The following is a 26,531-nucleotide window of genomic DNA, read 5'->3' as shown; positions in this document are numbered from 1 at the left end:
TACACACCGTCCCGGTACACGACGACGGAACCAGTGGCCGCGCCGGACAACCACCCGGTGACGGGACCTCGCCGCCCGGACCGGACGCCCCCGGGGAGCGCTCACCCGCGCCGCGGTGATCCACCGAGTGTTGCCGGGCACGGCCGAACGGCCGGGTGGCGTGCCACTCGGAAAGCAAGCAAGCAGCCTCGACGGGAAACTCACTATGTCGCAGACCCACGCCCCGCCGAACGAGTCGATCGCCACGCGAACCGGGGATCCGACCGCTTCCGGCACCCTGTTCATCGATGGTGTGTGGCAGGCGGCCTCGGCCGGGAAAACCCGGGAGATCCGCTGCCCCGCCGACGGTTCTCCGGTGATCACGGTCTCCGAGGGCGACCGCACGGACGCCGAAAACGCCATAGCGGCGGCCCGGGCCGCGTTCGACGAGGGAACGTGGCCGGCCACCTCGCCCTGGGAACGCGGCGACCTGCTGCTACGGGTGAGTGAGATCCTGGTCCGCGACCGTGCGGAATTCGCACGCGCGGAGTCGCTGGACACCGGTAAGCGGCTGGTCGAGAGCGGCTACGACATGGACGACATCGCCGCGTGCTTCCGCTACTACGGCAAGATCGCCGGAACCGACGCGGGCCACGTCGTCAACACCGGTTCCACCGATGCCATCAGCAGGGTCGACTACGAACCGGTCGGCGTGTGCGGCCTGATCACACCGTGGAACTTCCCGCTGCTGCAGGTGGCCTGGAAGGTCGCTCCCGCTCTCGCCGCGGGCAACACCTTCGTGCTCAAGCCGAGTGAGCTGACTCCGAGTACCGCGATGCTGCTGATGCGCGCACTCCGTGAGGCGGGCATGCCCGCGGGCGTGGGAAACCTGGTTCTCGGCAACGGCGCCGAGACCGGAGCCCCGCTCGCGGAACACCCCGACGTCGACCTGGTCTCGTTCACGGGTGGACTGCACACCGGTCGGAACATCGCCGCCTCGGCCGCCGCGACCGTGAAACGGGTCGCCCTCGAGCTGGGCGGGAAGAACCCGAACGTCGTGTTCGCCGACGCGGACTTCGAAACCGCCGTGGACTACGCGTTGACCGCGATCTTCCTGCACTCCGGCCAGGTCTGCTCGGCGGGCGCCCGACTGATCGTGCAGGACGAGATCCACGACGCACTGGTCGACGAGATCGTGCGGCGTGCCGAGCGCATCGGACTAGGCGGCCCCTTCGACGAGACCGCCGAGTCCGGGCCGCTGATCTCGGCAGAACACCGTGCCAAGGTCGAGGACTACGTGGCTCGCTCGATCGAGGAGGGAGCGGTGCTGCGTACCGGCGGGAGCCGCCCGGAGGACGCCGAGCTGCGGGCTGGCTACTTCTACCTGCCCACCGTGCTCGACGAGGTACGGCAGGGCTCTGTCGCCGTGTCCGAGGAATCCTTCGGACCGGTGTTGACCGTGGAACGCTTCCACGACGAGGACGAGGCCGTGCGCATCGCCAACGACACGCACTACGGCCTGGCCGGTGCGGTGTTCACCTCCGATGTGAGCAAGGCGCAGCGGGTGGCCGGGCGGCTGCGGCACGGCACCGTGTGGATCAACGACTTCCACCCCTACCTGCCCCAGGCCGAGTGGGGCGGCTTCAAGCAGTCCGGTATCGGACGTGAGCTGGGCGGCGGCGGCCTCCGGGAATACCAGGAGGTCAAGCACGTCTACCAGAACCTCCGTCCAGGACCGCAGTACTGGTTCGCGGGACAGCGGCCGAACGCGTGAGCTTCCCCGACCTCGGGGCGTCGGTGGTCGACGCGACCACCGAGGTGATCGATCCGTTCCGTCGAGTGGACTCCGAATCCCCCCGAACCACCGACGTCCCGGAACCAACCACGCCGGACTCCGCCCGCGGCGATCCGTTCGACGGCCGCGGGGCGAACCGGTGAGCTCCCGATCGTCCCCGGCTTCGACGGGCCCAGGACGTATCGCGGTGTCGCGCACAGAACAGGAGAGCAACGATGAGTGATGAGGCGACCGCTTTCGACTACGTCGTCGTGGGAGGCGGCAGCGGAGGAGCCGCGCTCGCCGCACGACTGTCGGAGGACCCGGACATCACGGTGTGCCTGCTGGAGGCCGGCCCCACCGACCAGGACAAACGCGAGGTCCTGGAACTGAAGCAGTGGATGTCGCTGTTGGAGTCGGGCTTCGACTGGGACTACCCGATCGAGCCGCAGGAAAGCGGAAACTCCTTCATGCGGCACGCGCGTGCGAAGGTGCTCGGCGGCTGCTCCTCGCACAATTCCTGCATCGCCTTCTGGGCTCCGGCGGAGGACCTCGACGAGTGGGAGTCGATGGGGGCCACGGGCTGGGGCGCCTCGGACGTCTTCCCGCTCTACCGCAGGCTGGAGAACAACGAGTCGCCCTCGGAACACCACGGTCACCAGGGCCCGGTCCGCTTGCGCAACGTTCCACCGAACGACCCCTGCGGCAGTGCGCTGCTGCGTGCCTGTGAAGAGACCGGTATCCCGATCACGGAGTTCAATTCCGGCCGGACGGTCACCCACGGTGCCAACTGGTTCCAGATCAACGCCCACGAGGACGGCACCAGGGCTTCCTCCTCGGTGTCGTACCTGCACCCGATCATGGGCAACCGTCCGAACCTGCACGTACGCACCGACGCCAGGGTCAAGCGGGTGGTCTTCGACGGGAACCGGGCCACGGGAGTGGAGTGCCTGGCGGCCGACGGCATCCGGACCGAACGGGTGACGGCGCGGCGGGAGGTGGTGCTCAGCTCAGGCGCCATCGACACCCCGAAGCTGCTGATGCTGTCCGGTATCGGTCCCGCCGAGCACCTCCGTTCGGTCGGGGTGGACGTGCTGGTCGATTCCCCCGGCGTGGGGTCGAACCTGCAGGACCACCCGGAAGGGGTGATCGGCTGGGACGCGGCCAAACCGATGGTGCAGGACTCCACCCAGTGGTGGGAGATCGGCATCTTCACGACCACCGAGGCCGGTCTCGACCGCCCCGATCTGATGTTCCACTTCGGTTCGGTGCCGTTCGACATGCACACCGTGCGGCAGGGATATCCGAGCACGGAGAACGGGTTCTGCCTGACCCCGAACGTCACGCGGAGCCGTTCGGTGGGGACGGTACGTCTGCGCAGCAGGGATTTCCGGGACAAACCCGCGGTGGATCCACGCTACTTCACCGACCCGCACGACATCAGGGTGATGACCCACGGCATCAAACTGGCACGTGAGATCGTGAGCCGGCCAGCGATGCGCGAGTGGGCCGGGGCCGAACTGCATCCCGGACCGGATGTGGTCTCCGACGACGAGATCGCCGATTATCTGCGTGCCACGCACAACACGGTGTACCACCCGGCTGCCTCGGTTCCGATGGGCAACGGCGAGAACGCGCCGCTGGACGCCAGGCTGCGTGTGAAGGGAGTGCACGGTTTACGGGTGGCCGACGCCTCGGCGATGCCGTTCCTCGTGGCAGTGAATCCGAATATCACCACGATGGCGATCGGTGAAAAATGTTCCGACATGCTGAAGGAGGACGCCGCCTGACATCGGCGTGAGACCGACGGAACAAAAACTGGAGGGCTTTCCGCGGAAAGCCCTCCAGTTTTTTGGTTCAGCTGACGCTGGTGGTGGTCAGCACGGGATTGGGCGAGGGATAGCAACTCGTCGGAACATCGATACTTCCGAGAATTGAGGAAACCTGCGCGTTGAACGTCAGACCCGGATCGTCGTAGGCGGTGCCGTAGAGGTGGGTCTCGATCGGACCGGAGCTACCCGCCTGCAGCGTGGCGGTCACGGTGGGCAGCTCGAACTCGGCCCCGCCGGCGATCGGACCGGACACGTGCAGCGTGGCGATTCCGTTGCTCACGTCGATCGTGGGCGCCGGAGTGCCGAGGTTGGAGCCACCGGTCTGCGAGGTCGAGACGTGGGTGGTGTTCTCGGGCACCGGCAGCTTGAGATCCAAGCCGTCGATCTGCTCCACGCCGAAACCGTTCACCTCGGAGGGCACGGTGTTGACGGACGGGTCGATGACGATGTCGAACTGCTCACCGGGTGCGACGCTCGCCGGGGCGGTCACCTCCGAGTCCTGCTGGTAGCTGAACTGCTGCTCCCCGAGCGGAGAATCCCCCGAGCACTCGAAGTTGTGCGAGAAACTCTCCGCGGCTGCGGGCTGGGCAAGAGCGATCACGGGGGCGACGGCGAAAGCGGCCGCCGCCAATAAGCGCGTCCCGCCCGAACGAATGGAAGATGCCATTGGTCTCACCTCTGAAACGATTGTCCGAAACGTGGATTCCACATGGAATGCCGCGCGGCAACCAAAATATCTACCGACCAGTAGGGCTTTTCGTCAATAACGGCGAACAACCCCCGGGAAAACGAGACGAAAAAATAGATACGAGTCGTAATTCAATTGACTGGAGAATTTCACTGGAACACAGCAGTAACCGGCCGAGCGGAGTCACACCTTTGGCGCAGTATCGCTACGCGCGGTTCACGTGATCCGCCAAACGAGGGATCTTCGTTTTTCGCCCGTTCGCGTGTGATCCAGATTACTGAAAAGACTGATAATGTAACGCTCCGCGGTCAGCGCCGGACCACCGCGCGAAACGAGCGGAACTCGGACCCTGGTCAGCATACCGGCTAGTCGGTATGCTCCGCACCATGCGGACCGAACCCGCCATAACCACCGTGGTGTTCGACTACGGGGGCGTACTCACCACACCGGGCCGAACGGCCGTCGAGTCCTGGGCACGTGCCGAGGGTATCCGATCCGAGAGTTTCTCCGCAGTCCTTCGGGAATGGGTCGGCCGCGACGCACCGGACGACACCCCGATCCACCTCCTCGAGACCGGCGAGCTCTCCCTCGCGGAGTTCGACGGGATGCTCGCCGAACGACTGCTTCGCGTGGACGGGCGACGGGTCGTGGCCGAAGGACTGCTCGCCAGGCTGTTCTCGTTCATGGAACCGGACGAGGAGATGATGCGACTGGTCACGGCACTTCGTGATTCGGGAACCCGGACGGGGTTGCTGTCCAACAGCTGGGGCAACAGCTATCCGTGGCAACGGTTGGGACCGCTGTTCGACCAAGCGATCGTCTCCGGCGAGGTCGGCCTGCGCAAACCGGACCCCCGGATCTATCACCTGGCGCTACGGCGACTGGACACGCCACCGGAACGCACGCTGTTCGTCGACGACGTGCGAGCCAACATCGCCGCCGCCGAGGAAATCGGCATGCACACGATCCTGCACCAGGACGCGAAGCGCACCCGGACCCGTCTCACCGAACTCATCCCAGACCTCGACGCACCCGACCCGCAGGAGTAACCATGTCCGACGAGACCGCGACGTCCCAGCCTCCGGGACTGGACCTCGGCGCGCTCCGTTCCTACCTGGAGCGCGATCATCCCGGCTTGATCGACGGCGAGCTGCACGGCGAGTTGATCCAGGGTGGAAGATCCAACCTCACCTACGCGATCGGTGACGGGAAGAACAGTTGGGTACTACGGCGTCCCCCGCTCGGTCACGTACTGGCCACCGCGCACGACATGAGCCGCGAATACCGGGTAATGAGCGCACTGGCCGGAACCGACGTGCCGGTCCCGGGCACGTATCTGCTCTGCGAGGACGAACAGGTCATCGGTGCGCCGTTCTTCATCATGGACCTGGTGTCGGGCCAGGCGTGTCGCAGCGAGGAGCAGACCCGGGCACTGAGTTCCGAGCAGCGCCGTGACCTGGCGATGCACCTGGTCGAGGTACTGGCACGGCTGCACGCCGTGGACCCGGAGTCGGTCGGACTCGGCGACTTCGGCAAACCCGAGGGGTTCCTGCGGCGTCAGGTTCGCCGCTGGAGCAAACAGCTGGATGCCTCGCAACAGCGGGAGCTGCGCGGGGTCACCGAGCTCCGGGACCGGCTGGCCGCACGCGTACCCACGGGTGGGCCAACGGCGATCGTGCACGGTGACTACCGGCTGGACAACGTGCTGATCGACGAGGACTGCGCCATTCGGGCGGTGCTCGACTGGGAGATGGCCACGCTCGGTGATCCACTCACCGACCTCGGGCTGCTGGTCGTGTACTGGGAGGGCTTCAACGGCATCGCGGACAACCCCATCGCCAAGGGCGTGGGTCCGGAGTTCGGTTTTCCCTCCGCGCGCGAGATGCTGCGGCACTACGCCGAACTCAGCAGCGTCGATACTTCCGAGCTGGACTGGTACGTGGCTTTCGGCTTTTTCAAGATCGCGGTGATCCTGGAGGGAATCCACTACCGCTTCACACAGCGTCAGACCGTCGGTGAGGGATTCGAGCACGTCGGCGCGCTGGTCGAACCGTTGATCGAGCAAGGATTGACCAACATTCCGGAGAAATGAATGGATTTCACTTTTGACGAGCGCACCGAGAACCTGCGCTCGGAGATCAATTCCTTCATGGAAACCCACGTCCATCCCGCCGAGGAGGAATTCGAGCGGCAGGTGAGCGACGCGGCCGATCCCTGGTCGGTCCCCCAGGTGGTCGAGGATCTCAAGCAGGAGGCACGTCGGCGTGGACTGTGGAACCTGTTCCTGCCCGGCGATCACGGCGCGGGACTGACGAATCTGCAGTACGCGCCGCTCGCCGAGATCACCGGACGCAGTCCGCACCTGGCACCGCCCGCGATGAACTGCGCGGCCCCCGACACGGGCAACATGGAAGTACTTGACATGTTCGGTGACCAGCGACAGCAAGAGCGGTGGTTGGGGCCGCTGCTGCGTGGCGAGATCCGCTCGGCGTTCTGCATGACCGAGCCGGACGTCGCCTCCTCGGACGCGAACAACATCGCCACCCGGATTCGCCGGGAAGGCGACGAGTACGTCATCACGGGACGCAAGTGGTGGTCCTCCGGAGCGATGAACCCGAACTGTCGGGTGCTGATCGTCATGGGCAAGACCGACCCGACCGCCGAGCGACACCGGCAGCAGAGCATGATCCTGGTTCCGGTGGACACACCCGGTGTCACGATCCGGCGGGGTATGCACGTGTTCGGTTACACCGACGGTGATCACGGGGGACACGCCGAGATCGACTTCGACGAGGTCCGGGTTCCCGCCACGAACATCATCTCCGGCGAGGGCGAGGGATTCGCCATCGCGCAGGCCCGGTTGGGTCCCGGCCGTATCCACCACTGCATGCGTGCGATCGGTATGGCCGAACGCGCGCTGGAACTGATGTGCCGTCGGGTCACGCACCGGGAGGCGTTCGGACGCCCGCTGGGTGATCAGGGCGTGGTGCAGCACTGGATCGCCGAGGCACGGGTACGGATCGAATCGGTTCGCCTGCTGGTGCTGAAAACGGCCTGGCTGATGGACACGGTCGGCAACCGCGGCGCGCACACCGAGATCCAGGCGATCAAGGTGGCGGTACCGGAGATGGCCACCACCGTGATCGATCGTGCCATTCAGGCGCACGGCGGTGCGGGAGTCAGCCAGGACACCCCACTGGCCAATCTGTACGCGCACGCCAGAACGCTGCACCTGGTCGACGGCCCCGACGAGGTGCACCGCCGTTCGCTGGCGCGCCGGGAACTCAAGCAGTACCGGTGACGCCGTCCCCCCGTCCCACACCGGGTGAGGTTCAGCGCGACGAGGTTCGGCAGGAGGAGGGCTCGACCGCTGGATCACGAGAAGAAGCGCCGTACCGGACCCGACGAGAACGACAACGCAGAACGATCAGGAGGCAGCACCATGACCGTGTTCAGCAGCGCCGATGAACTGCACGCCGCCAGCGGCACCGATCTGGGCAGCAGCAGTTGGTGGACGGTCACCCAGGACATGATCGACCGGTTCGCGGAGGCCACCGGCGATCACCAGTGGATCCACGTCGATCCCGAGCGGGCCGCCGCCGGGCCGTTCGGCACCACGATCGCACACGGATTTCTCACGCTGAGCATGGTCAGCGCACTCAACGCCGAGATCTACGGCGTGCGAGGCGCGAGCATGGTCATCAACTACGGGTTGAACAAGGTCCGCTTCCCGAATCCGGTGACGGTGAACAGCCGCGTGCGCGCGAGCTCGCGACTCGCCGACGTGTCCGAGGCGGGCGAGGCATCGCAGCTGACACTGCACACCACGGTGGAGATCGACGGTACGGACAAGCCGGCCTGTGTCGCCGAGGTCCTCTCGCGGGTGATGTTCTGACGTCGATTCCGATACCGCCGCGGCCCGGCCACTCGACCGATGAGGACGAGTGATCGGGCCGCGGCGGACGGCTCACGACAGGCCGATCACGGCCGAAAGGTTCGGTACCGAACGACGGGGCTCGGGAGCACCGTTCCGAGCCTGATCAACCGGTGTCTTCCGGACGGTGCGGTTACGAGTTCACATAAACCACCCGTCCGACGGTGTGACCGTCGGCGACGCGTTGCGTGGCCTCGGCCAGCTCCGACAGCCCGACCCGCTGACTGACCAGTGGGGACAGCCTGCCCTCGTCGGCCATTCGGCAGAGGTCCTCGTGGGCCTCGCGGACGGCCGCCGGGTCGCGCTCGTTGTAGAGTCCCCAGTGCAATCCGACGATCGAATAGTTCTTGATCAACGCGTGGTTCAGCCCGGGACTCGGGATCTTCCCACTCGCGAAACCGATGATCAGAATCCGTCCTTCGAAGGCGACGCACTTGGTGGACCGCTCGTAGGTTTCCCCGCCGACCGGGTCGTAGATCACGTCGGCCCCCCGACCGCCGGTCTTCTCCTTGACCACCCCCACGAAGTCCTCGCTGTGCCGGTCGATCACCACATCGGCACCGAGTTCGCGGGCCACCTCGGCCTTTTCCGGTCCGCCCACGACACCGATCACGGTGGCCCCGGCCGCCTTGCCGAGCTGCACCGCCGCACTGCCCACTCCACCGGAGGCCGCGTGGACGAGTAGCGTCTCGCCCTCCCGCAGAGCGCCCCGCCGGTACAGCCCGAACCAGCCGGTCTGATACCCGATGAACAGCGAAGCGGCCTCGGCATCGGACAACGCGGCCGGAGCGGGGAAGGTACGGGAGGCGTCCATGAGGGCGTACTCCGCGAATCCCCCGACGGGTACGGCACCGCCCCCGATGACCCGTTCGCCGGTGGTGAAACCGCCGACTCCGGATCCGAGCTCGACGATCTCACCGCAGAGCTCCACTCCGGGAGTGAAGGGCGTTTCCGGTTTGACCTGGTACTGCCCCCGACACATCAACGCGTCGGGGAAATTGACCGGAGAGGCCGTCACTCGAACCAGAACCTGATCAGGGCCGGGTCGCGGTAACGGGGACTCGACGAGTTCGAGCACATCCCTCGGCTCGCCCAGTTCCGAAACTCTGAGTGTCTGCACTGGTCACCTCCAACATTCTTCCCACGACCGCCGCGGCCGCGGGAGTGATCCGAACTCCGGGAGTTCATGACAGAACCTGCTCGCCGGCTCGGGACTCGTTCGGTGGCTCGGGTTCCGTCCCGGCTGCGTCTCCCGTGCCGAATCACCGCTGTCCCCACCCGCTCGGTAACCGAACAACGGATCGGTGGACGACGGTGCCGAACCGACAAGCATCGCACCGACCGGTCGGTACGCCACCGACCCAGCACCTCCCGCCGCGGAGCGACCGACACGGCACTCCTCGCGGTTCTCAGGCACGCAACGCGTCCAGCAGCAAGTCCGCGAACTGATCACCCACCTGCTCCCCGCTCATCGGCCCGTCCCTGCGGTACCAGCTGCCGAGGTGATGCACGGCGCCGAAGAAGAAGTCGACCACGAGCTCGGGAGAACGGTCCGCGCGGAACACCCCGGCTCGTTGTCCCTCCTCGATCAACTGCTTCACTCGTTCGTGATAGCGCCGACGCTGGGCACGTACCTCGGCCTGTTTGTCGGAATGCAGCAGGTGCATGGAGCGGAAGAAGATCACGGTGTCCTCCAGATAGGCGACCGTGGTCACCACGACGTCCGCGGCCACCGCCCGGAGTCGCCGCTCGACGGACTCCGAACTGTCCGCGGCCTGTTCCATCCGGGACATCTGCACGCGCAGCACTCGCGCGTAGATCTCGTAGAGCAGGTCGTCCTTGGAGCCGAAGTAGTGGTACATGGCTCCCTTGGTCACTCCGGCCGCGTCCACGATCTGTTGTACCGAGGTCGTCTCGAATCCCTGCTCGGCGAACAGTCGTGTGGCCGCGCTCAGCAGCCGCTGCGGCACCGGCTCCTGCCCGCTGTGTCGCGTCCGCTCGACGGTCTCTCCGCCTCCCTCGGTGAACGAGCTCGGTGCCATCGCTTCCTCCCTGACCGCTGCCACTGGGTACACAACAGGGTACCGACCGGTCGGTCCCCGTACGCGTCCGTCGACGGGCCCGTCGCCGAGGGCGCGCGCCGAACCGACTCCCGTAACTCGACCCTGGTCGTCGGCCGACCGTGCACCACCACCAGGTCGGCGGTCCCGTTACCGAAACCTGCCGCCAGTTACCGAAACGGAGCGGCCGATCTCAGTCGGGCCGTTCGATCTGCCTGCGCAGCGAGCGCATCCCGGACAACCAACGATCCGGGTCCGTCGCGCGCTGGACGTAATGTCCGGCCACCTCGGGATGCGGCAGGATCAGGAACTCGCCACCCAGCGAATCCGCGACGACCTCGGCGACCTTCGTGGGCTCCACGGCATCGGCGTCGAGCAGCCGCCGCCCCGTCTCACCGCTCTCGGCGAGCATTCCGGTCCGCACGCCCTGCGGGCACAGTGCCTGCACCGTGATACCTCGATCGGCGTAGGTCACCGACAACCATTCGGCGAATCCGAGTGAAGCGTGCTTGGTCACCGAGTACGGTGCGGCTCCGAGCATGGTGAGCAGCCCGGCGGCCGAGACCGTCGCCAGGAAGTGACCGCTGCCCGCCTCCAGCCAGTGCGGCAGCACCGCCCGCGCCGCGCGCACGTGCGACATGACATTGATCTGCCACGCCCTGTCCCAGTCCTCCTCGGGGGTTTCCGGACCCCCCGCGGTGGCGACACCGGCGTTGGCGCAGAACAGATCGATGCCGCCGTGACGCTCCAACGCGGTTTCGACGAGTTCGCGCGCCCCGGACTCACTGGCCGCGTCACCGACCACGGCCGTACCGCCGACCTCCTCGGCTACCTCCCGTGCCGCCGCACCGTCGATGTCGTTGACGACCACACTCGCACCCCGCGAAGCGAACTCACGACTCATCGAGGCACCTATACCGTTGCCCGCGCCGGTGATCACGGCCACGGAACCGGCCAACCGCATGCCGACCTCCTGTCCCCGTCGTTGCGAAACTGACTGTCGATCCGACGAACCCGCTCCGGGCGAGGCTCGCGACGCGGTGACGAACCGCTCCGCGCAGGTACCGCGAGCCCCACCCGCTCCTACCGGCCGCAGGTGCTCACATCCCTCCGGTGAGCGATACCCCGCCGTCCAGGGTCAGGATCTGGCCCGTCACCCAGGACGCCTCGTCGGAAAGCAGGTAGGCGGCGGCCCCGGAGATATCGGAGGGCACCCCCAGCCTGCGCATCGGGTACTGCTCGGCGACCTCTGCCTCGTTGTCCTGATACAGCGCGGTGGCGAACTGCGTCTTGACCACGGCAGGGGCGACCGCGTTGACACGCACGTCCGGACCGAGCTCCACGGCCAGCTCACGAGTGATGTGGCTCAGCATCGCCTTGGTCGCGCCGTAGTAGCCGATGCCGGGAGCCGGATTCGATCCGGCCAGCGAGGTGACGTTGAGTACCGCACCGCCGTTGGCGGACATCCACTCCCGGTGGACCAACTGGGTCCAGGCCAACGAAGCCAGTACGTTGACCTCGAAGGTCTTGCGTGCGACTTCGTGATCGAGCCCGATCAGCGGGCCGTAAGCGGGGTTGATACCGGTGTTGTTGACCAGCATGTCGACACGGCCGAAAGTGCGCAGGGTGCGGGCGACCGCCTCGGACTGGTGCTCGCTGTCGTCGGCCTTGCCCGCCACCGCGATCGCGTGTTCCGCACCGCCGAGTTCCTCGACGGCCTCCTGCAGAGCATCGGGTTTACGCGCCGTGATGCACACCCGGGCGCCCTCGGACACCAGGCGCTGTGCGATGCCGAAACCGATTCCCCTGCTCGCACCGGTGACGATCGCCACCCGACCGTCGAACCGCTTGCTCATACGTTTCCTCTCCTAGTAGTTGTCGATCAACCGCGCGCTTCGTCCCGAAGCCGCCGTCGAAGGATCTTGCCGGTGGTCGTCTTCGGCAACTCCTCGACCAGCTCCACCTCTCGTGGATACTTGTACGCCGCCAACCGCTGTCGGCAGTGATCGGCTAGCTCCTCCCCGGTAGTGCTCGTACCGGGCACCAGGCTGACGTAGGCCTTGACCGTCTCGCCCCGGTACTCGTCCGGAACTCCCACCACCGCCGCTTCCCGAACGGCGGAGTGCGAGTAGAGGACGTCCTCCACCTCGCGGGGCCAGACCTTGAAACCGGAGGCGTTGATCATGTCCTTCTTCCGGTCGACAACGTAGAACCAGCCCTGTTCGTCCATGAAGCCGACGTCACCGGTGTGCAGCCTGCCCTCCGGGATCGACTCCTCGGTCTGTTCCGGCTGGTTCCAGTAGGAGGGCACGACCATCGGCCCCTCCACGACGATCTCGCCGACCGACCTCACGGGCAGGTCCATCCCCTCGTCGTCCACCACGCGCAGCACGCAGTTGAACGTGGGGATACCGACGCTGATCGTGCCGGTCTCCTCGTCGACCGGAGCCTCCAGGTGCGGCGGCACGGAGGTCGCCGTGGCCGTGGTCTCGGTGAGCCCGTAGCCGTTGCGGATGTAGAGCCCGAAATCGGACCGGAACCGTTCGACCATCGCGGCCGGCAGCGGCGCCCCACCCGCGTACACCTGTTCGAACGAGCGAAAATCGTCGGCGGTGGCTTCGGGATGATTCATCAAAGCGATGTAGGCCGTGGCAGGACCGATCATGTACCGCGGTCGCCACCGGCGCAGCGCCGCCAGTACCGCCGACGGTTCGAACCGGTACACGAGGTCGAGCCGTCCTCCCAGGGCCAGCGTGGCGCCGAACTGGCACACGAGACCGGTGATGTGGAACAGCGGAGCCAACGCGATCATGCCGCTGCCGTCGTGGCTACCCGTGCGCTGCGTGAACGCCTGGGCGTTGAAACTGAGGTTGCGATGCGTGTTGGTCGCACCTTTGGGAGCACCACTCGTTCCTGACGTGTAAGTCAGCAGTGCGATGTCGTCCGGATAGAGTCGAACGCTCGGAGGCGTGGCCGTCCGGCGTGCGGTCGCCGTTGCCACGAGATCCGCGGTATCCGCGGGCCGACGACGCTCCAACCCCCGCAACGGAGTCCCCTCGTGCTCGGCGGCCAGATCCAGCTCGCTGGTGGTCAGTGTCACCGTCGCTCCGGTGGAGGCGGCCACTTCGCACAGCACGTCGTGCCAACCGTTCTCGGAGGAGATCACGGCGGCGGGTTGGGCGTCCGCCAGGACGGTCGTCAGTTCGTGGGAGCGGTACATGGGGTTGAGCGGGACGACGATGCCGCCCAACTTCCACCCGGCGAGCACGGCGATCGCGAACTGCGGAACGTTCTGCAGGTACACCGCGACGCGGTCACCCCCGCCGACCCCCTGCTCGGCGAGGTACTCGGCCACCCCGTTGGCGAGCTCGTCCAGCTCACGGTAAGTGATCTCGGTACCGAAGTAAGTAAGGGCGACGCGGTCGGGAAACCGCGAACGGGTGTCCGTCAGCACGGACAGCATGTCCTCGTACGGTGGGGCGATGTCCGCGGGCTCGTCCGCGGCATAGCGCTCCAGCCAGGGACGTTGATCGTAGACACTGGACATGAACACCTCCGCAAGACCGACCAGTCGGTACGTCCAGTAGACTGATTACGACGGTCCACGTCAACCCACCTCCGGAACACGGCGAAAAACCGACCACGTCTTGACGAGATCCATTGGTCTAGTCCAGCTTCGGTGATTCAACCCGTGATCCCGGAGGTTCCGATGCACGTTCGCCGCATCACCGCCGCCATCGCCGCCGCGGCCATCCCGTTGACGATGACAGCGGCCCCGGCCGTGGCAGCGCCCGACAACGGAGGAAAGGCCAACCAGCCGAGCGCCGCGGCCGAGAGCGCCGCGTTGCCCGAACACCAGCTCACCGGCTATTGGCAGAATTTCGTCAACGACGCCGAACCATTACGCGTAAGCGACATTCCGGACAACTACGATCTGGTGGCACTCGCATTCGCCCAGTCGGACGCCGCCAGCCCCGGCGCCGTGAAATTCAGCGTCGATTCACAACTCTCGGACGCGCTGGGTGGCTACTCCGACGCGCAGCTCAAGGCGGACATCGCCGAAAAGCAGAGCCAGGGCACGGATTTCGTGATGTCCATCGGCGGCGCCAAGGGGTCGGTGGATCTGAGCACAGAACAGCGCGTGACCAACTTCGTCGACTCGATGACCACGATTATCGAGAACTACGACCTGGACGGTCTCGACATCGATCTGGAACACAGTTTCGACACCGCGGGAATGACCAGTGCCGCGCGCCAGCTCCGAAACCACTCCGGTTCGGACTTCATTCTGACCATGGCGCCCCAGACACTGTACGTACAGCCGGGTGGCTCGTACATGCAACTGATCGACAACCTGAGCGACATCATCACCACGGTGCACACCCAGTACTACAACTCGGGCTCGATGCTGGGATGCGACCAGCAGGTGTACAGCCAGGGCTCGGTGGACTTCATCACCGCCCAGGCGTGCATTCTGCTGGACAAGCTCAGCGCCGACCAGATCGCGCTGGGGCTACCTGCCGCACCGTCCGCCGCGGGCAGTGGTTACGTGCAGCCCTCCGTCGTCACCGACGCACTGGACTGCCTGGCGTCGAGGACCGACTGCGGACAGTTCGTCCCAGGTCAACCGCGCCCCTCGATCAGCGGAGTAATGACCTGGTCGATCAACTGGGACGTCAGCAACGGCACCACCTTCTCCACGACCGTCGGCAACCACTTGGAGACCCTGCCGTAAACCCCGTGACCCGCGGGCCGCGAAGCCGTCACGGCGGATCGGGCGAGCTACGTCCCGGAGCCCGCTTTTCCGGACCGGCCGAGGAGACGGAAGCTCCCCTAACACATTCCCGGACGTGACGCCTCGCCGAAAGTGGACGACTCGAAGCCGCCGGCGGTGGAAAGTCGTCCACTTTTCGCGCCTTTTCCCGAAGTTTGATTACACAAAGCAATATTCTTGTCACTTAATGTGATTCTGCTGACAACCCGCACGTTGGCGCACACAAACTCTTCACCAGGAGGTAAGCTGGAACCATGACAGTCGCGCTGGAGACCGTGCTCGCCAGAGCCGGTCTGAAGGTCACCGCGCATGAATTCCTCGTACTGGTCGAGGACGCGGCCAAAAGACTCACGCCGCCGCAGGCGGATCCCAGCGCGCACTTCGACGAATCGGAACGCGCGGCGCTGACCGAGACGGGGCTGGATCTGTCGCCGCTCGCCGAGCAGGAAACCGACCCCCGTGCGCGCGCGGTGGCGGAACAGACCGTACTGCGCGACACCGCACTGTCGGTGGGCCAAGCCGCCGAGATCGTGGGAGTGGACAGCAGCCGCATCAGACACCGGGTGGCCTCCCGCCGGCTGATCGGCTGGAAGGACCGCGGGGGCTGGCGACTGCCGGCCTGGCAGTTCACCGAGGACGACGTACTTCCCGGCCTGGAAACGGTGCTGGCTGCCATGCCCGGTGACCAACCGGCGCTGGTACTGGCGAACTTCATGACCACTCCGCAGCAGGACCTGGATCTGGGAGATCGCCCTGTGAGTCCGCGTGACTGGCTGATGGCATACGGTAATCCGCAGCGAGTCGCCGAACTCGCTGCGGTCATCGGAACGCCCGCGTAGTCGACGACGGACACAGGACCATCAATGGCTCGGCTCCCACAGCCGCCCGCTCCAGCCGTGCTGCAGGCGCTACTTCGCCGAACCGAGGACGTCGTCGCGGTCCCCGCCGGGACCCGGCTCGTACGGATCTTCGCCTCGGGAGGTAATCACCCGCAGCACTGGAACAGTTTCCGCTACGCGGGACCGCTGCCGCACGCCCGCTTCGACCCGCACCCCCCGAAGCCGCAAGGCGGTCCCACCGTCACCAGGGAGCACGGCGTGCTGTACTTCTCGCTGGCGGTACAGACCTGCATCGCCGAGGTGTTCCAGGCCACATCCACAGTGGACCGAAAAACGCGTGCGCCACAACTGGTGATATTCCGACCACGTCGGACGGTCCGACTGCTCGACCTGTCCGGGCTCTGGCCGACCAGAGCCGGCGCCTCCCAGGCGATCAGCAACGGCACGAAGGAGCGCGCCCAGTCCTGGGCACGTTGCATCCGCGCGGCCTACCCGGAACTGGACGGGCTCTGGTACCGATCGTCGATGGACGCCGGTGAGCCCTCGGTCTGCCTGTGGGATCCACCGGCGGCGACGGTACTGCCGGAAAACCCCGATCTACTGCTGCCGCTCGAACACCCCGGCCTGGACCTGCCGCTGGGAAGGGTCTGCAAGGAGCTCGGCTACACCCTGCTGAACTAGTGGACCCCGTCCACCGGTTTCGACGCGGCGCTCGCCCGCTCGCGGACCGGCGGAACCAACCGTGAGCTCTCGCCGCGAACGAGCGGAAGCATCGGCCGACGGCCTGCCCAACAGCGGGCCGGACACCCCGCACGCGTGCTCGCGAGCGACCTGTCCGGCCCACAGAGCCGGCCCAGCGGATGCCGCTGTTTCGGCCCGTCCCTGTTTCAGCCTGTCCCCTGTTTCAGCCTGTCTCCGCGTTCTCGGCTTCACGCTGCTGTCGACGTGACCTGAGCAGACTGGCCACCGTGGTGACCAACAGCACGAGAACGATCACACCGAGCGACAGGAAGTTCCCGATCTCGAACCACCCGGGCACCAGCCCGTAATCGTGCAGGGCGTGCACGATCAGCTTGAATCCGATGAAGGCCAGAATCACGGACAGCCCGGTGGAGAGATAGACCAACCTGTCGACGAGGTCCCCGAGCAGGAAGTACAGCTGACGCAACCCCATCAACGCGAAGGCGTTGGCGGTGAACACCAGGAACGCATCCTGTGTGATCCCGAAGATCGCCGGGATCGAATCCACCGCGAACATGACGTCGGCGCTGCCGATGGCCACGATCACGATGAACATCGGTGTCAACCACCGCTTACCGTCGATCCTGACCGACATCTTGGTGCCGTGGAACTGCTCTGTTACGGGATAGGCCTTGCGAACCCATCGCACGACCGCGTTCTCCGGATCATCGTTCTCCTCGTTGTTACGGAGCATGCTGATCGCGGTCCAGAGCAGGAAAGCGCCGAAGACGAAGAACACCCACACGAAGCGGGAGATCAGCTGGGCGCCGATGGCGATGAACAACCCGCGGAAGACCAGCGCGAGCACGATCCCGATCAGCAGCACCCGGTGCTGGTGGATCGAGGGAACCGCGAAGCTGGACATGATCACCATGAAGATGAACAGGTTGTCCACGCTCAGCGAGTACTCCACCACGTAACCCGTGAAGTACTGGATCGCGAAGTCGTGGCCGCCGAACCACCACACTCCGAGACCGAACAGGAGAGCGCAGGCGACGTAGAAAACCACCCAACGAGCGGCCTCACCCGCCTTGACCTCGTGCGGCTTGCGGTCCACGATCACGAGATCCAACAGCAGCAGCACGACCAGACCGGCCAAGGTGGCCAGCCAGACCCACCAGGAAACACCCAGCGTCTCCTGTTGACTCCGCTGCGTCGCCTCCGCGAGCACATGAGTCCCGACGTACATCAATCACCTCCGGTACAGGGCTTATGCCGGGGACCGGAGGTCTCTCCCACCGGCTGAGCCGGCCGACGGTACCGGGAAAGAGTCACCGGACATGCCGGAGTTCGATCCGTGATGACGACACCGCCGCGACAGGAATACTCCCCTCCAAACCTCGTGAATTGTCACCCACGTTCGACGTCGACCGCTATCGGGGGTACGGCACCGACAGCCGTTCACCGAGAACGCCATGACCCCCGAAAATACGGGGACACGCGGCGCGAACTGTAGCCAAGGTCACTCTCGCGTGGTTAAATGAGGGCTCCATCGGCGATGATGTCTTCGCCTGAGGTCCGGTTCCGGCCGGTGGAACGCCCTTCGGATCACGGTTGACATCACGGGGAGACGTCACGGGGAGTCTGTCCGAACCGGAGCAGCGGGGTCGGTTCGTCGAAGGGTGATCGAGCCACTCACACGGTTCGCGCCACTCCCGTGCGGCAGCTGTGGAATATTCCCATCGCGATGCGATTTCGTCCCGATATCCGATTCATAGCTTCTTCGGTCGTATCGGATCCATGGGACCCCGTGATACGACTCGTTGCCCTAGAGTCACCCGCGTGTTCCAGTCCCGCCGGTATGTCCCGAACTTCGCGTTGCTGCCGATCGTGCTGGTGGCTCTGATCGTGGCAGCAACAGCGATGTGGTCGGCCGAACAGGATTCGGCCGACCGTGTTCCCAGTGTCGACACGCGGGACGCGAGTATCGACGTACTGGACGGTCCCGACCAGCAGCAGCGGATACAGCTCGATCTCAGGCTGTTCGTCCCCGAACGCACCCCGGCACCATCGGTGGTACTGGCACACGGCTTCGACGGTGACAAGACCGAACTGGCAGGCCCCGCACGGCGACTGGCCGCACGCGGATTCACCGTGCTGACCTACTCGGCCCGCGGTTTCGGACAGAGCACCGGCAGGATCGCACTGAACTCACCGGATTACGAGGTGACCGACGCAAGCCGGATCCTGGACTGGCTGGCCCGGCAGCCCGAGGTGGCGACCCAGGACGAGGAGGACCCCCTCGTCGGGGTAGGAGGAGTCTCCTACGGTGGAGCGCTGAGCATGCTGCTGGCGGGTAACGATCCCCGTGTCGACGCGATCGCACCGCTGAACACCTACAACGACCTGCGTACCGCGATGCTGCCCAATGCCGCCTCGACCGAGTCGATACCGACCACCACCGCCGCGCAAGGCAGCGACTCGAGGCCGGGTGTGTTCCGACGGGCATGGGCGGGCTCACTGTTCGGGATGGCAACACGCCCGCGGTCGGAGCAACGGGACTCGCGGAGCCCGGAATCCCCGTCGACCACGCCGCCGCCGCCCGAGGAGAGCGGCGAGGGCGAGACGGACAACACGAGAACACCACTGACGTGCGGCAACCTCACCGCGAGGATATGCCGTGCCTACACCGAGATGGCCCGTACCGGACGAGCCGGATCGAGCACGCTCGAACTGCTGGCCGCGGCCTCGCCGAGCAGCGTGACCGGCGACATCGACATTCCCACCCTGCTGGTGCAGCGTCAGCGCGGCGAACTCTTCGGGTTGTCACAAGCCGACGCGAACGCGCGTCAGATCAGCGCCGCGGGGGGCACCGTCAACATGATGTGGCTGCACGGCGACGGCAACGCTTCACTGCCCACACACGTCTGGGAGAAGGTCGGCGACTGGTTCTCGTACTACCTACACGATTCCGACGAACCGCGACCGCCCCAACCGGAAACGGGATTCCGGTACCAGTTGGTCGACCGCATCGCCTCGGAACGTCAACCCGCGACGACCTGGCGGACGGCGGAGTACCCCGGTCTGGGCTCGAACGAGGTGGCTCGCACCGAGCTCTCGCTGGAGGGCGAGCCCTCCCGAGTGATCGATCCACCCGGTAACGGTGCGGGCACGAGCGGATTCTCGACCACTCCTACTTCCGGGAGCCGGGCAGGAACGACAGCCGGAAACGACGGCGACCCGTCCACCCGCGGCGATGCCACACCGGGCAGGGTGGCGGTTTTCAAGACCGCACGGGTGGACCGGTCCACCCTGATCACCGGGATACCACGGACGCGACTCTCGGTGGCTTCGGTTCCGGAACAGCCCGGCAACGGCGAGGCGGTGCTGTTCGGCAAGCTGTTCGACATCGGACCGAACGGCTCTCGGACGCCGATCGGCGACGGCAGTTCCCCCCTGCGAATAACGGGGCTACCCGACAACGGGACGGCGGTTCGGGTCGATGTGGCCCTGCCCGCCACGATGCACACCCTGCAGCCCGGTCATCGGCTGGAGCTGCGAATGAGCACCAACGATGCCGCCTACAGCGGCCCCCGGGAAACAGCGGTGCACCTGATCTCCCCGGCGGGTGCGGGAAATATCTCGCTTCCCGCCGTACCCGCCTCCCGGGTCGATGAAACGTCGATCCCGGTGGGAGCTCTACTCGGTATCGCGGCGTTCGTGGTGCTGCTGGTCGTGGCGGGGGTACTGGCGATCAGGTTCGAACGTGCTCGTCGGAAACCGCCGAAACCGGAGTTGACCAGCGTGCCGATCTCGATCGAGGGGGTGAACAAGTCCTATCCCCGACATCCCGACGCGGTGAACGACCTGTCGCTGCGAGTCGAGGCAGGACAGGTCGTCGGACTGCTCGGGCCGAACGGTGCGGGCAAGACGACCCTGCTCCGCATGGTGCTCGGTATGACACGAACCGACACCGGCCGGATTCACTTGTTCGGTCACTCGGTGATACCGAGCGCACCGGTACTGTCGCGAGTGGGCGGGCTCGTGGAGTCCCCGGGACTGCTGCCGCACCTGACCGGGCTGGAGAACCTGCGCAGCTACTGGCAGGCAACCGGCAGACCGGCGGAACAGGCCGGGCTGGACGAAGTCGTTCGGATCGCCGGACTGGGCGCCGCGGCTGATCACAAGGTGCGTACCTACGGCCCGGGGATGCGGCAACGAGTGGCCCTGGCACAAGCCATGCTGGGACTGCCCGATCTGCTCGTGCTCGACGAACCGATGAACGCGCTGGACCCCGCGCACACGCAACGGATGCGCGAGGTCATCCGGGAGTACGCCAGGACCGGACGCACCGTCCTGATGTCGAGTCACCTGCTCAGCGAGGTCGAACAAACCTGCACACACGTCATCGTGATGCACGAAGGGCACCGAGTGGCGGGCGGAACGGTCGACGAGATCACCGCTGGGGACTCGATGATCGCCTTCCACGTCGATCAACCCGAACTCGCCGCGCGTACACTCCGCTGTCTGGAGGGAATCGGCAGCGTGCGGGTCGGCGCCGATGTGGTCTACGCCGAACTGGCCGGACACTCCACGGCGACAGCCGTGAACGTGTTGGTCGCCTCCGATGTCTCCATAACGCGCGTGGGGCCCCACCGCAAACTCGAGGACGCGTTTCTGGAACTGGTCGGAGAGGACCACTGATGCAGCACGAGCGGGACCGTTCGGCCGAGCGTGCCGTGGAACCGGCCACTCGCCTTCCGGGAGGGTCCGACGGCAGCGCACCAGGATACCGCGCCAATCGCACTCTGCCACTGCGTGTGGAGCTGCGCAGACAGCTGACGCGTGGCAGGACCAAGCTGGTGCTGTGCTGTCTGGCGGCGCTGCCGCTGTTGTTGGTGGGCACCTTCGCTCTCGGTAACGACGAGACGGCTCCGCGGCCCCCGGCCGACTTCGGTGATCTGGCCACGAGCAGCGGGGCGAACTTCACCGTCTTCACGCTGTTGCTGTGTACCCATCTGTTGCTGGTACTGCTCGTAGCACTGTTCTTCGGGGACGCCATCGCCGGTGAGTCGTCCTGGGCGAGTCTGCGTTACCTGGTCGCGATCCCCGTACCCAGGCATCGACTGTTACGGCAGAAAGCACTGGTGGCGGGACTGCTGTCCTGCCTGAGCCTGCTCGTGCTGACCGGCGCGGCCTTGGTCACGGGCACCTTCTGGTACGGCGCGGGCGTACTGCGCACCCCGCACGAGGGAGTGCTCCACTCCCCGTGGAACGTGCTGGTTCCGCTCGCGATCTGCGGCTATCTGGCGATCCACCTGACCTGGGTGGCCAGCCTGGCACTGCTGTTCAGCGTGATGGCCGACAACCCGCTCGCGGCGGTGGGAGCGACAGTGGGTGTCTCGGTGATCTCGCAGATTCTGGACGAGATTCCCCGGCTGGAACAGTTCCGTATCCTGCTTCCGAGTCACCATGCGACAGCCTGGACCGACCTGCTGGACACCGGCATCGACTGGACCGACATGGCGAACGGAACACTGTCGGCCACCGCTTACGCGGCGGTGTTCATCACCGCCACGCTGGTGCGGTTCCACCGGGCCGACATCACCAACTGATCGAGGAGTTCCCCGGAGCGGATCGGCCCCGCAGTGTTCGCCCACCCGGACGAACCACTCGGACGAACCACTCGGACGAACCGCTCGTGTGGCACCACTCAGTGGTGCGGCACGTCCCGGTTCTCGGCCGCGCCCCAGCCGTGCCAGCGGTCCACATCGATCCAGGCACTGACCCGGTCGCGGTCGCGCACGTGGTAAGGGGAGCCGGTGTAGTGCCGCGCGAGCCGGTCTATGTCGGAAAGGCTCGGATCGTCCAGTAGTTCGGTGACACGTCCCTGCAGACTCACGTGGGTGTACCAGTCGTCGGTGGCCAGCACGGTCAGCGACACCCGCGGTTCGGCACGCATGTACTCCAGCCGTTTCCGCCCTTCGTCCATGTTGACCAGGATCCGGCCGTGCCGCAGCAGATACCAGGTGGCCACCGAGACCGGCTGGCCGTCAGCGCGCACCGTGGTTATCACCGATGGATTCGGCGCGGACAGCAACTCGGTGACCCGCTCGGGCAGTGGTGGCTTCGGCACGGACAAACACCTCGCTGTTCGAACGACGCTCGTACTGTGGCCGACCGTTCCGCGCCGGTCCGGTCATTTCGCGTCGAGCCGGTCGCTGTGTCTCGGTTACCGGTTCGTTCCGGACCGGATGCTCGGTCGGCCCGCCGCTCGAACCAATCGTGGCATTCCCGCGGGGCACCGACACACGCACCTCCGTCGGGGTGCTCTCCGAGCGCCACACTCACCCTTCCGGAGTAGTCTCGACCGCGATGGAGATACTCCACCCGAGTTGTCTCCTCGCCGTCGTGGCGAGTCTCCGTTTCTCGGGCCGAACGCCGACTCCGAATGGCCGCCTTCCCGCTCCTCTCCCCCGGCCGCGTGACGCCTACGGCGGGCGGAACAACTCGCGACACCAACCACGCGGAACGATCCCAGCAGGAGGCAGGTGATCATCATGGCGAAAACCGCCAACACCGATTCCGACTTCTTCGGATTCGAGGAACTGCTGACCGACGAGGAACGAAGCGAGCTGGCCCGGATCCGCGAAGTCCTGCGTCGGGAGATCAAGCCACTGGCCAACGATGCCTGGGACCGTGCGGAGTTCCCGTTCGGGGCTGTCGAGACCTTCGCGAAACTCGGCCTCGCAGGCTTTCAGTTCCCGGAGTACGGCGACGGGGTCGCTCGCCGACCGCTGTTCAACGGGTTCCTCAGCCTCGAGATGAACAAGGTGGACCCCTCGCTGGCCGTTGCCTCCGGTGTGCACACCGGGCTGGCGATGGGCAGCATTTACGGCGGTGGTGACCAGCGACAGCGGGATCGCTGGATGCCGGACATGGTCGCCTGGAACAAGATCGGAGCTTTCGGACTGACCGAGCCCGAGGGAGGCTCCGACGTGGCCGGGGGAATGCGCACCACCGCCCGCCGCGAGGGCGACGAGTGGGTACTCAACGGCGCCAAGCGCTGGATCGGCAACGGCACGTTCGCCGATCTGGTCGTCATCTGGGCCCGCGACGAGGCCGACGACAGTGTCAAAGGCTTCGTGGTCGAGAAGGACATGCCGGGCTTTCACGCGAGCAAGATCGAGGGCAAGATCGCGCTGCGCTCGGTGCAGAACGCGGACCTGTCACTGGAGGACGTGCGCGTACCGGAGGACAACCGGCTGCAAAACATCGACAACTTCCGCGACACCGCGAAGGTCCTGGCCAAGACGCGGGGAAACGTGGCCTGGCAGGCACTCGGCGTGGCAGCACGCGCCTACGAACTGGCGCGGGACTACGCGGTCACCCGCGAACAGTTCGGCAACTCCATCGGAGGGTTCCAGCTCATCCAGGACCTACTGGTCAAGATGCTGGGCAACATCACGGCCATGTTCGGGATGGTCACCCGACTCGCCCAGAAGATGGCGGACGGCGCGGCGGGGCCCGACCACGCCGCGCTGGCGAAGAGCTTCACCACCACCAGGATGCGCGAGTGCGTGGCGTGGGCACGCGAACTGTTCGGCGGTAACGGCATCGTGCTGGACTACGAGGTGGCCAAGTTCTTCGCCGACGCGGAAGCCGTCTACTCCTTCGAGGGCAGCCGGGAGATGAACACGCTGATCGTGGGCAAGTCGATCACCGGGCAGAGCGCCTTCACCTGATCCACGGAGTCCGATGTCCCGGGGCGGGGATGAGTGAACGTCCCACCCGTCCCCGCGAGGTTCAGCTCACGCCGGCTTCGTCCATGGCCCGAAGCTCCTTCTTGAGATCATTGATCTCGTCCCGCAGCCGCGCGGCGAGCTCGAACTGCAACTCCCTGGCCGCGTTCATCATCTGGTCGTTGAGCTGCTGCACCAGGTCGGCCAGCTCCGCACGTGGCATCGACTTGGTGTCGCGATCCTTGAGCACACCGGAACTGGTGGTGGCCGAAGTCTCCCCGCCGGGTTTCTTGCCACGCGAGGCGTTGCGCCCGGAGCCACCCTCCGGAACGGTCTCCTCGGTGTCCTCCGACTCCGAGTACACCCGGTCGAGAATGTCGGCGACCTGCTTGCGCAACGGCTGCGGATCGATGCCGTGCTCGGTGTTGTATGCGATCTGCTTGGCCCGCCTGCGGTTGGTCTCGTCGATGGCCCGGCGCATCGAGTCGGTCACCTCGTCCGCGTACATGTGCACCTGCCCGGAGACGTTGCGGGCGGCACGGCCGATGGTCTGCACCAAGCTGGTCTCGGATCGCAGGAACCCCTCCTTGTCCGCGTCCAGGATCGAGACCAGTGAGACCTCGGGCAGGTCGAGCCCCTCACGCAGCAGGTTGATACCGACCAGCACGTCGTACTCACCGAGCCGGAGCTGGCGCAACAGCTCCACGCGTCGCAAGGTGTCCACCTCCGAGTGCAGGTACCTCACCCGGATCCCGAGTTCGAGCAGATAGTCCGTGAGGTCCTCGGCCATCTTCTTGGTCAGCGTGGTGACCAGTACCCGTTCGTCCCGGTCGGCACGTTGCCGCACCTCGGCGACCAGATCGTCGATCTGCCCCTCGGTCGGTTTGACGACCACTTCGGGATCGACCAGCCCGGTGGGCCGGATGACCTGTTCGGTGAACTCCCCACCGGCGCGCTGCATCTCGTAGCTGCCCGGGGTCGCCGACAGGTACATCGACTGACCGATGCGATCGGCGAACTCCTCCCACTTGAGCGGCCTGTTGTCCAACGCGCTGGGCAGCCGGAATCCGTGGTCGACCAGGGTGCGTTTGCGCGAGGCGTCGCCCTCGAACATCCCGCCGATCTGCGGCACCGTCACGTGGGACTCATCGATGACCAGCAGAAAGTCCTCGGGGAAGTAATCGAGCAACGTGGCCGGGGCCGAACCGGCCTCCCGGCCGTCGATGTGCCGTGAGTAGTTCTCGATACCGGAGCAGAACCCGACCTGACGCATCATCTCGATGTCGTACTGGGTGCGCATCCGCAGTCGCTGCGCCTCCAGCAACTTGTTCTGGCGCTCCAGCTTGCCGAGCTGTTCGGTCAGCTCCTCCTCGATGCCGCGGATGGCCTGTTCCATCCGCTCCGGCCCGGCCACGTAGTGCGTCGCCGGAAATATCCGCAGGTCACGAACCTCGTGCACCACGTCACCCGTCAGCGGGTGCAGGTAGTAGAGCCTGTCGATCTCGTCGCCGAAGAACTCCACTCGTACCGCGAGTTCCTCGTAGGCCGGGATGACCTCGACGGTATCCCCGCGCACGCGGAAGGTACCGCGCTGGAAAGCCAGGTCGTTGCGCTGGTACTGCACGTCCACCAGGGCGCGCAGCAGCACGTCGCGGTCGATCTCCCCGCCGACCTCCAGGGCGATCGAACGATCCAGGTACGACTGCGGCGTACCGAGACCGTAGATGCACGACACGGAGGAGACCACCACGCAGTCCCTCCTGCTGAGCAGGTTGGAGGTGGCAGAGTGCCGCAACCGTTCGACGTCCTCGTTGACCGAGGAGTCCTTCTCGATGTAGGTGTCGGTCTGCGGTACGTAGGCTTCCGGCTGGTAGTAGTCGTAGTAGCTGACGAAGTACTCCACGGCGTTCTCCGGAAAGAACCCGCGCAGTTCGTTGGCCATCTGGGCGGCCAGCGTCTTGTTCGGCTCCATCACCAGGGTGGGGCGCTGGATCCGCTCGATCAGCCACGCGGTGGTGGCGGACTTGCCGGTACCGGTGGCTCCCAGCAGCACCACGTCGGTCTCGCCCGAGTTGATCCGACGTTCGAGCTGATCGATCGCCTCCGGTTGGTCACCGGCGGGTTCGTAATCACTGACGACGCGGAACCGTCCGTCCTTGCGCGGGATCTCACCGACCGGGCGGAACTCGGAGTGCGCCAGCACGGGGTACTCAGTCGCGAATGCCACT

General features: G+C 65.9%; 21 protein-coding genes. 12 read left to right on the top strand and 9 right to left on the bottom strand.

The window, feature by feature from the left end; all coding sequences use genetic code 11:
- Window positions 1–205 precede the first annotated feature (205 nt).
- Window positions 206–1,753 (top strand): aldehyde dehydrogenase family protein, encoded by a 1,548-nt coding sequence (locus tag J2S53_RS02785; protein WP_456239619.1) that lies wholly within the window; start codon window positions 206–208, stop codon window positions 1,751–1,753.
- 236 nt (window positions 1,754–1,989) lie between these two features.
- Window positions 1,990–3,543, top strand: coding sequence for a GMC family oxidoreductase (locus tag J2S53_RS02780; RefSeq protein ID WP_092977346.1), 1,554 nt, complete (start codon window positions 1,990–1,992; stop codon window positions 3,541–3,543).
- 67 nt (window positions 3,544–3,610) lie between these two features.
- Here J2S53_RS02780 and J2S53_RS02775 read toward each other — a convergent pair whose 3' ends face one another.
- Window positions 3,611–4,252 (bottom strand): cyclase, encoded by a 642-nt coding sequence (locus J2S53_RS02775; protein ID WP_456239618.1) that lies wholly within the window; start codon window positions 4,250–4,252, stop codon window positions 3,611–3,613.
- A gap of 407 nt (window positions 4,253–4,659) precedes the next feature.
- Here J2S53_RS02775 and J2S53_RS02770 point away from each other — a divergent pair, with 407 nt between their 5' ends.
- From J2S53_RS02770 to J2S53_RS02755, 4 genes are all read left to right on the top strand, one after another.
- Window positions 4,660–5,322, top strand: a complete 663-nt coding sequence (locus J2S53_RS02770; RefSeq protein WP_456239617.1) for an HAD family hydrolase — start codon at window positions 4,660–4,662, stop codon at window positions 5,320–5,322.
- Between the two features lie 2 nt (window positions 5,323–5,324).
- On the top strand, window positions 5,325–6,365 hold the full coding sequence (locus J2S53_RS02765; protein ID WP_456239616.1) for a phosphotransferase family protein: 1,041 nt from the start codon (window positions 5,325–5,327) through the stop codon (window positions 6,363–6,365).
- The gene (locus J2S53_RS02760; RefSeq protein ID WP_092977352.1) at window positions 6,366–7,574 is read left to right on the top strand and encodes an acyl-CoA dehydrogenase family protein; all 1,209 of its coding nucleotides are present in this window, start codon (window positions 6,366–6,368) and stop codon (window positions 7,572–7,574) included.
- A 141-nt stretch (window positions 7,575–7,715) separates the two neighbouring features.
- Window positions 7,716–8,168 carry a MaoC family dehydratase gene (locus tag J2S53_RS02755; RefSeq protein ID WP_456239615.1) on the top strand — a complete coding sequence of 151 codons (453 nt, stop codon included), beginning with the start codon at window positions 7,716–7,718 and terminating at the stop codon, window positions 8,166–8,168.
- 172 nt (window positions 8,169–8,340) lie between these two features.
- On the opposite strand, the gene J2S53_RS02750 is transcribed toward J2S53_RS02755, so the two are convergent.
- The 5 genes from J2S53_RS02750 to J2S53_RS02730 all read right to left on the bottom strand — a co-directional run bounded on the left by J2S53_RS02750 (window position 8,341) and on the right by J2S53_RS02730 (window position 13,814).
- Entirely contained in the window at window positions 8,341–9,327 is a 987-nt protein-coding gene (locus tag J2S53_RS02750) for an NADPH:quinone oxidoreductase family protein (RefSeq protein ID WP_456239614.1), read from the bottom strand.
- 289 nt (window positions 9,328–9,616) lie between these two features.
- On the bottom strand, window positions 9,617–10,249 hold the full coding sequence (locus tag J2S53_RS02745; protein ID WP_092924875.1) for a TetR/AcrR family transcriptional regulator: 633 nt from the start codon (window positions 10,247–10,249) through the stop codon (window positions 9,617–9,619).
- Between the two features lie 211 nt (window positions 10,250–10,460).
- The gene (locus tag J2S53_RS02740) at window positions 10,461–11,231 is read right to left on the bottom strand and encodes an SDR family oxidoreductase (protein ID WP_456239613.1); all 771 of its coding nucleotides are present in this window, start codon (window positions 11,229–11,231) and stop codon (window positions 10,461–10,463) included.
- A 136-nt stretch (window positions 11,232–11,367) separates the two neighbouring features.
- A complete protein-coding gene (locus tag J2S53_RS02735; RefSeq protein WP_456239612.1) occupies window positions 11,368–12,123 on the bottom strand; it encodes an SDR family oxidoreductase in 756 nt (251 codons plus the stop codon).
- 26 nt (window positions 12,124–12,149) lie between these two features.
- Window positions 12,150–13,814, bottom strand: a complete 1,665-nt coding sequence (locus J2S53_RS02730; protein WP_456239611.1) for a class I adenylate-forming enzyme family protein — start codon at window positions 13,812–13,814, stop codon at window positions 12,150–12,152.
- Window positions 13,815–13,976: 162 nt separating this feature from the next.
- On the opposite strand from J2S53_RS02730, the gene J2S53_RS02725 reads away from it, so the two are divergent.
- The 3 genes from J2S53_RS02725 (at window position 13,977) to J2S53_RS02715 (ending at window position 16,561) form a co-directional block, all read left to right on the top strand.
- Window positions 13,977–15,002, top strand: a complete 1,026-nt coding sequence (locus J2S53_RS02725) for a chitinase (RefSeq protein ID WP_456239610.1) — start codon at window positions 13,977–13,979, stop codon at window positions 15,000–15,002.
- A 293-nt stretch (window positions 15,003–15,295) separates the two neighbouring features.
- The gene (locus J2S53_RS02720) at window positions 15,296–15,880 is read left to right on the top strand and encodes a DNA-binding protein (RefSeq protein ID WP_456239609.1); all 585 of its coding nucleotides are present in this window, start codon (window positions 15,296–15,298) and stop codon (window positions 15,878–15,880) included.
- A 24-nt stretch (window positions 15,881–15,904) separates the two neighbouring features.
- Window positions 15,905–16,561: an RES family NAD+ phosphorylase gene (locus tag J2S53_RS02715; protein WP_456239608.1), complete on the top strand. Its 657-nt coding sequence runs from the start codon at window positions 15,905–15,907 to the stop codon at window positions 16,559–16,561.
- 223 nt (window positions 16,562–16,784) lie between these two features.
- On the opposite strand, the gene J2S53_RS02710 is transcribed toward J2S53_RS02715, so the two are convergent.
- Complete coding sequence (locus tag J2S53_RS02710; RefSeq protein ID WP_456239607.1) at window positions 16,785–17,810, bottom strand: TerC family protein; 1,026 nt, start codon at window positions 17,808–17,810, stop codon at window positions 16,785–16,787.
- 593 nt (window positions 17,811–18,403) lie between these two features.
- On the opposite strand from J2S53_RS02710, the gene J2S53_RS02705 reads away from it, so the two are divergent.
- Both J2S53_RS02705 and J2S53_RS02700 read left to right on the top strand, forming a co-directional pair.
- On the top strand, window positions 18,404–21,265 hold the full coding sequence (locus J2S53_RS02705; protein ID WP_456239606.1) for an alpha/beta fold hydrolase: 2,862 nt from the start codon (window positions 18,404–18,406) through the stop codon (window positions 21,263–21,265).
- Window positions 21,265–22,176: an ABC transporter permease gene (locus J2S53_RS02700; RefSeq protein WP_456239605.1), complete on the top strand. Its 912-nt coding sequence runs from the start codon at window positions 21,265–21,267 to the stop codon at window positions 22,174–22,176. Before J2S53_RS02705 ends, J2S53_RS02700 begins: the two co-directional genes overlap by 1 nt.
- 98 nt (window positions 22,177–22,274) lie before the next feature.
- On the opposite strand, the gene J2S53_RS02695 is transcribed toward J2S53_RS02700, so the two are convergent.
- Window positions 22,275–22,697, bottom strand: a complete 423-nt coding sequence (locus tag J2S53_RS02695) for a PPOX class F420-dependent oxidoreductase (protein WP_092977791.1) — start codon at window positions 22,695–22,697, stop codon at window positions 22,275–22,277.
- Between the two features lie 424 nt (window positions 22,698–23,121).
- On the opposite strand from J2S53_RS02695, the gene J2S53_RS02690 reads away from it, so the two are divergent.
- Window positions 23,122–24,306, top strand: a complete 1,185-nt coding sequence (locus J2S53_RS02690) for an acyl-CoA dehydrogenase family protein (protein WP_456239604.1) — start codon at window positions 23,122–23,124, stop codon at window positions 24,304–24,306.
- 61 nt (window positions 24,307–24,367) lie between these two features.
- Here the strand turns inward: J2S53_RS02690 and uvrB are convergent, their stop codons facing one another.
- Window positions 24,368–26,530, bottom strand: a complete 2,163-nt coding sequence (uvrB, locus tag J2S53_RS02685) for an excinuclease ABC subunit UvrB (RefSeq protein ID WP_092977370.1) — start codon at window positions 26,528–26,530, stop codon at window positions 24,368–24,370.
- Window position 26,531 lies beyond the last annotated feature (1 nt).

Source organism: Actinopolyspora lacussalsi (genome assembly GCA_030803735.1).
GTDB lineage: Bacteria > Actinomycetota > Actinomycetes > Mycobacteriales > Pseudonocardiaceae > Actinopolyspora > Actinopolyspora lacussalsi.
Note: the sequence above shows the minus strand (reverse complement) of the source record. Positions and strands in the feature narration are given on the sequence as shown.

Coding starts and splice junctions, on each gene's coding strand:
- J2S53_RS02785 (WP_456239619.1), top strand. CDS start 206: ATGTCGCAGACCCACGCCCCGCCGAACGAGTCGATCGCCACGCGAACC.
- J2S53_RS02780 (WP_092977346.1), top strand. CDS start 1,990: ATGAGTGATGAGGCGACCGCTTTCGACTACGTCGTCGTGGGAGGCGGC.
- J2S53_RS02775 (WP_456239618.1), bottom strand. CDS start 4,252: ATGGCATCTTCCATTCGTTCGGGCGGGACGCGCTTATTGGCGGCGGCC.
- J2S53_RS02770 (WP_456239617.1), top strand. CDS start 4,660: ATGCGGACCGAACCCGCCATAACCACCGTGGTGTTCGACTACGGGGGC.
- J2S53_RS02765 (WP_456239616.1), top strand. CDS start 5,325: ATGTCCGACGAGACCGCGACGTCCCAGCCTCCGGGACTGGACCTCGGC.
- J2S53_RS02760 (WP_092977352.1), top strand. CDS start 6,366: ATGGATTTCACTTTTGACGAGCGCACCGAGAACCTGCGCTCGGAGATC.
- J2S53_RS02755 (WP_456239615.1), top strand. CDS start 7,716: ATGACCGTGTTCAGCAGCGCCGATGAACTGCACGCCGCCAGCGGCACC.
- J2S53_RS02745 (WP_092924875.1), bottom strand. CDS start 10,249: ATGGCACCGAGCTCGTTCACCGAGGGAGGCGGAGAGACCGTCGAGCGG.
- J2S53_RS02740 (WP_456239613.1), bottom strand. CDS start 11,231: ATGCGGTTGGCCGGTTCCGTGGCCGTGATCACCGGCGCGGGCAACGGT.
- J2S53_RS02735 (WP_456239612.1), bottom strand. CDS start 12,123: ATGAGCAAGCGGTTCGACGGTCGGGTGGCGATCGTCACCGGTGCGAGC.
- J2S53_RS02730 (WP_456239611.1), bottom strand. CDS start 13,814: ATGTCCAGTGTCTACGATCAACGTCCCTGGCTGGAGCGCTATGCCGCG.
- J2S53_RS02725 (WP_456239610.1), top strand. CDS start 13,977: ATGCACGTTCGCCGCATCACCGCCGCCATCGCCGCCGCGGCCATCCCG.
- J2S53_RS02720 (WP_456239609.1), top strand. CDS start 15,296: ATGACAGTCGCGCTGGAGACCGTGCTCGCCAGAGCCGGTCTGAAGGTC.
- J2S53_RS02715 (WP_456239608.1), top strand. CDS start 15,905: ATGGCTCGGCTCCCACAGCCGCCCGCTCCAGCCGTGCTGCAGGCGCTA.
- J2S53_RS02710 (WP_456239607.1), bottom strand. CDS start 17,810: ATGTACGTCGGGACTCATGTGCTCGCGGAGGCGACGCAGCGGAGTCAA.
- J2S53_RS02700 (WP_456239605.1), top strand. CDS start 21,265: ATGCAGCACGAGCGGGACCGTTCGGCCGAGCGTGCCGTGGAACCGGCC.
- J2S53_RS02690 (WP_456239604.1), top strand. CDS start 23,122: ATGGCGAAAACCGCCAACACCGATTCCGACTTCTTCGGATTCGAGGAA.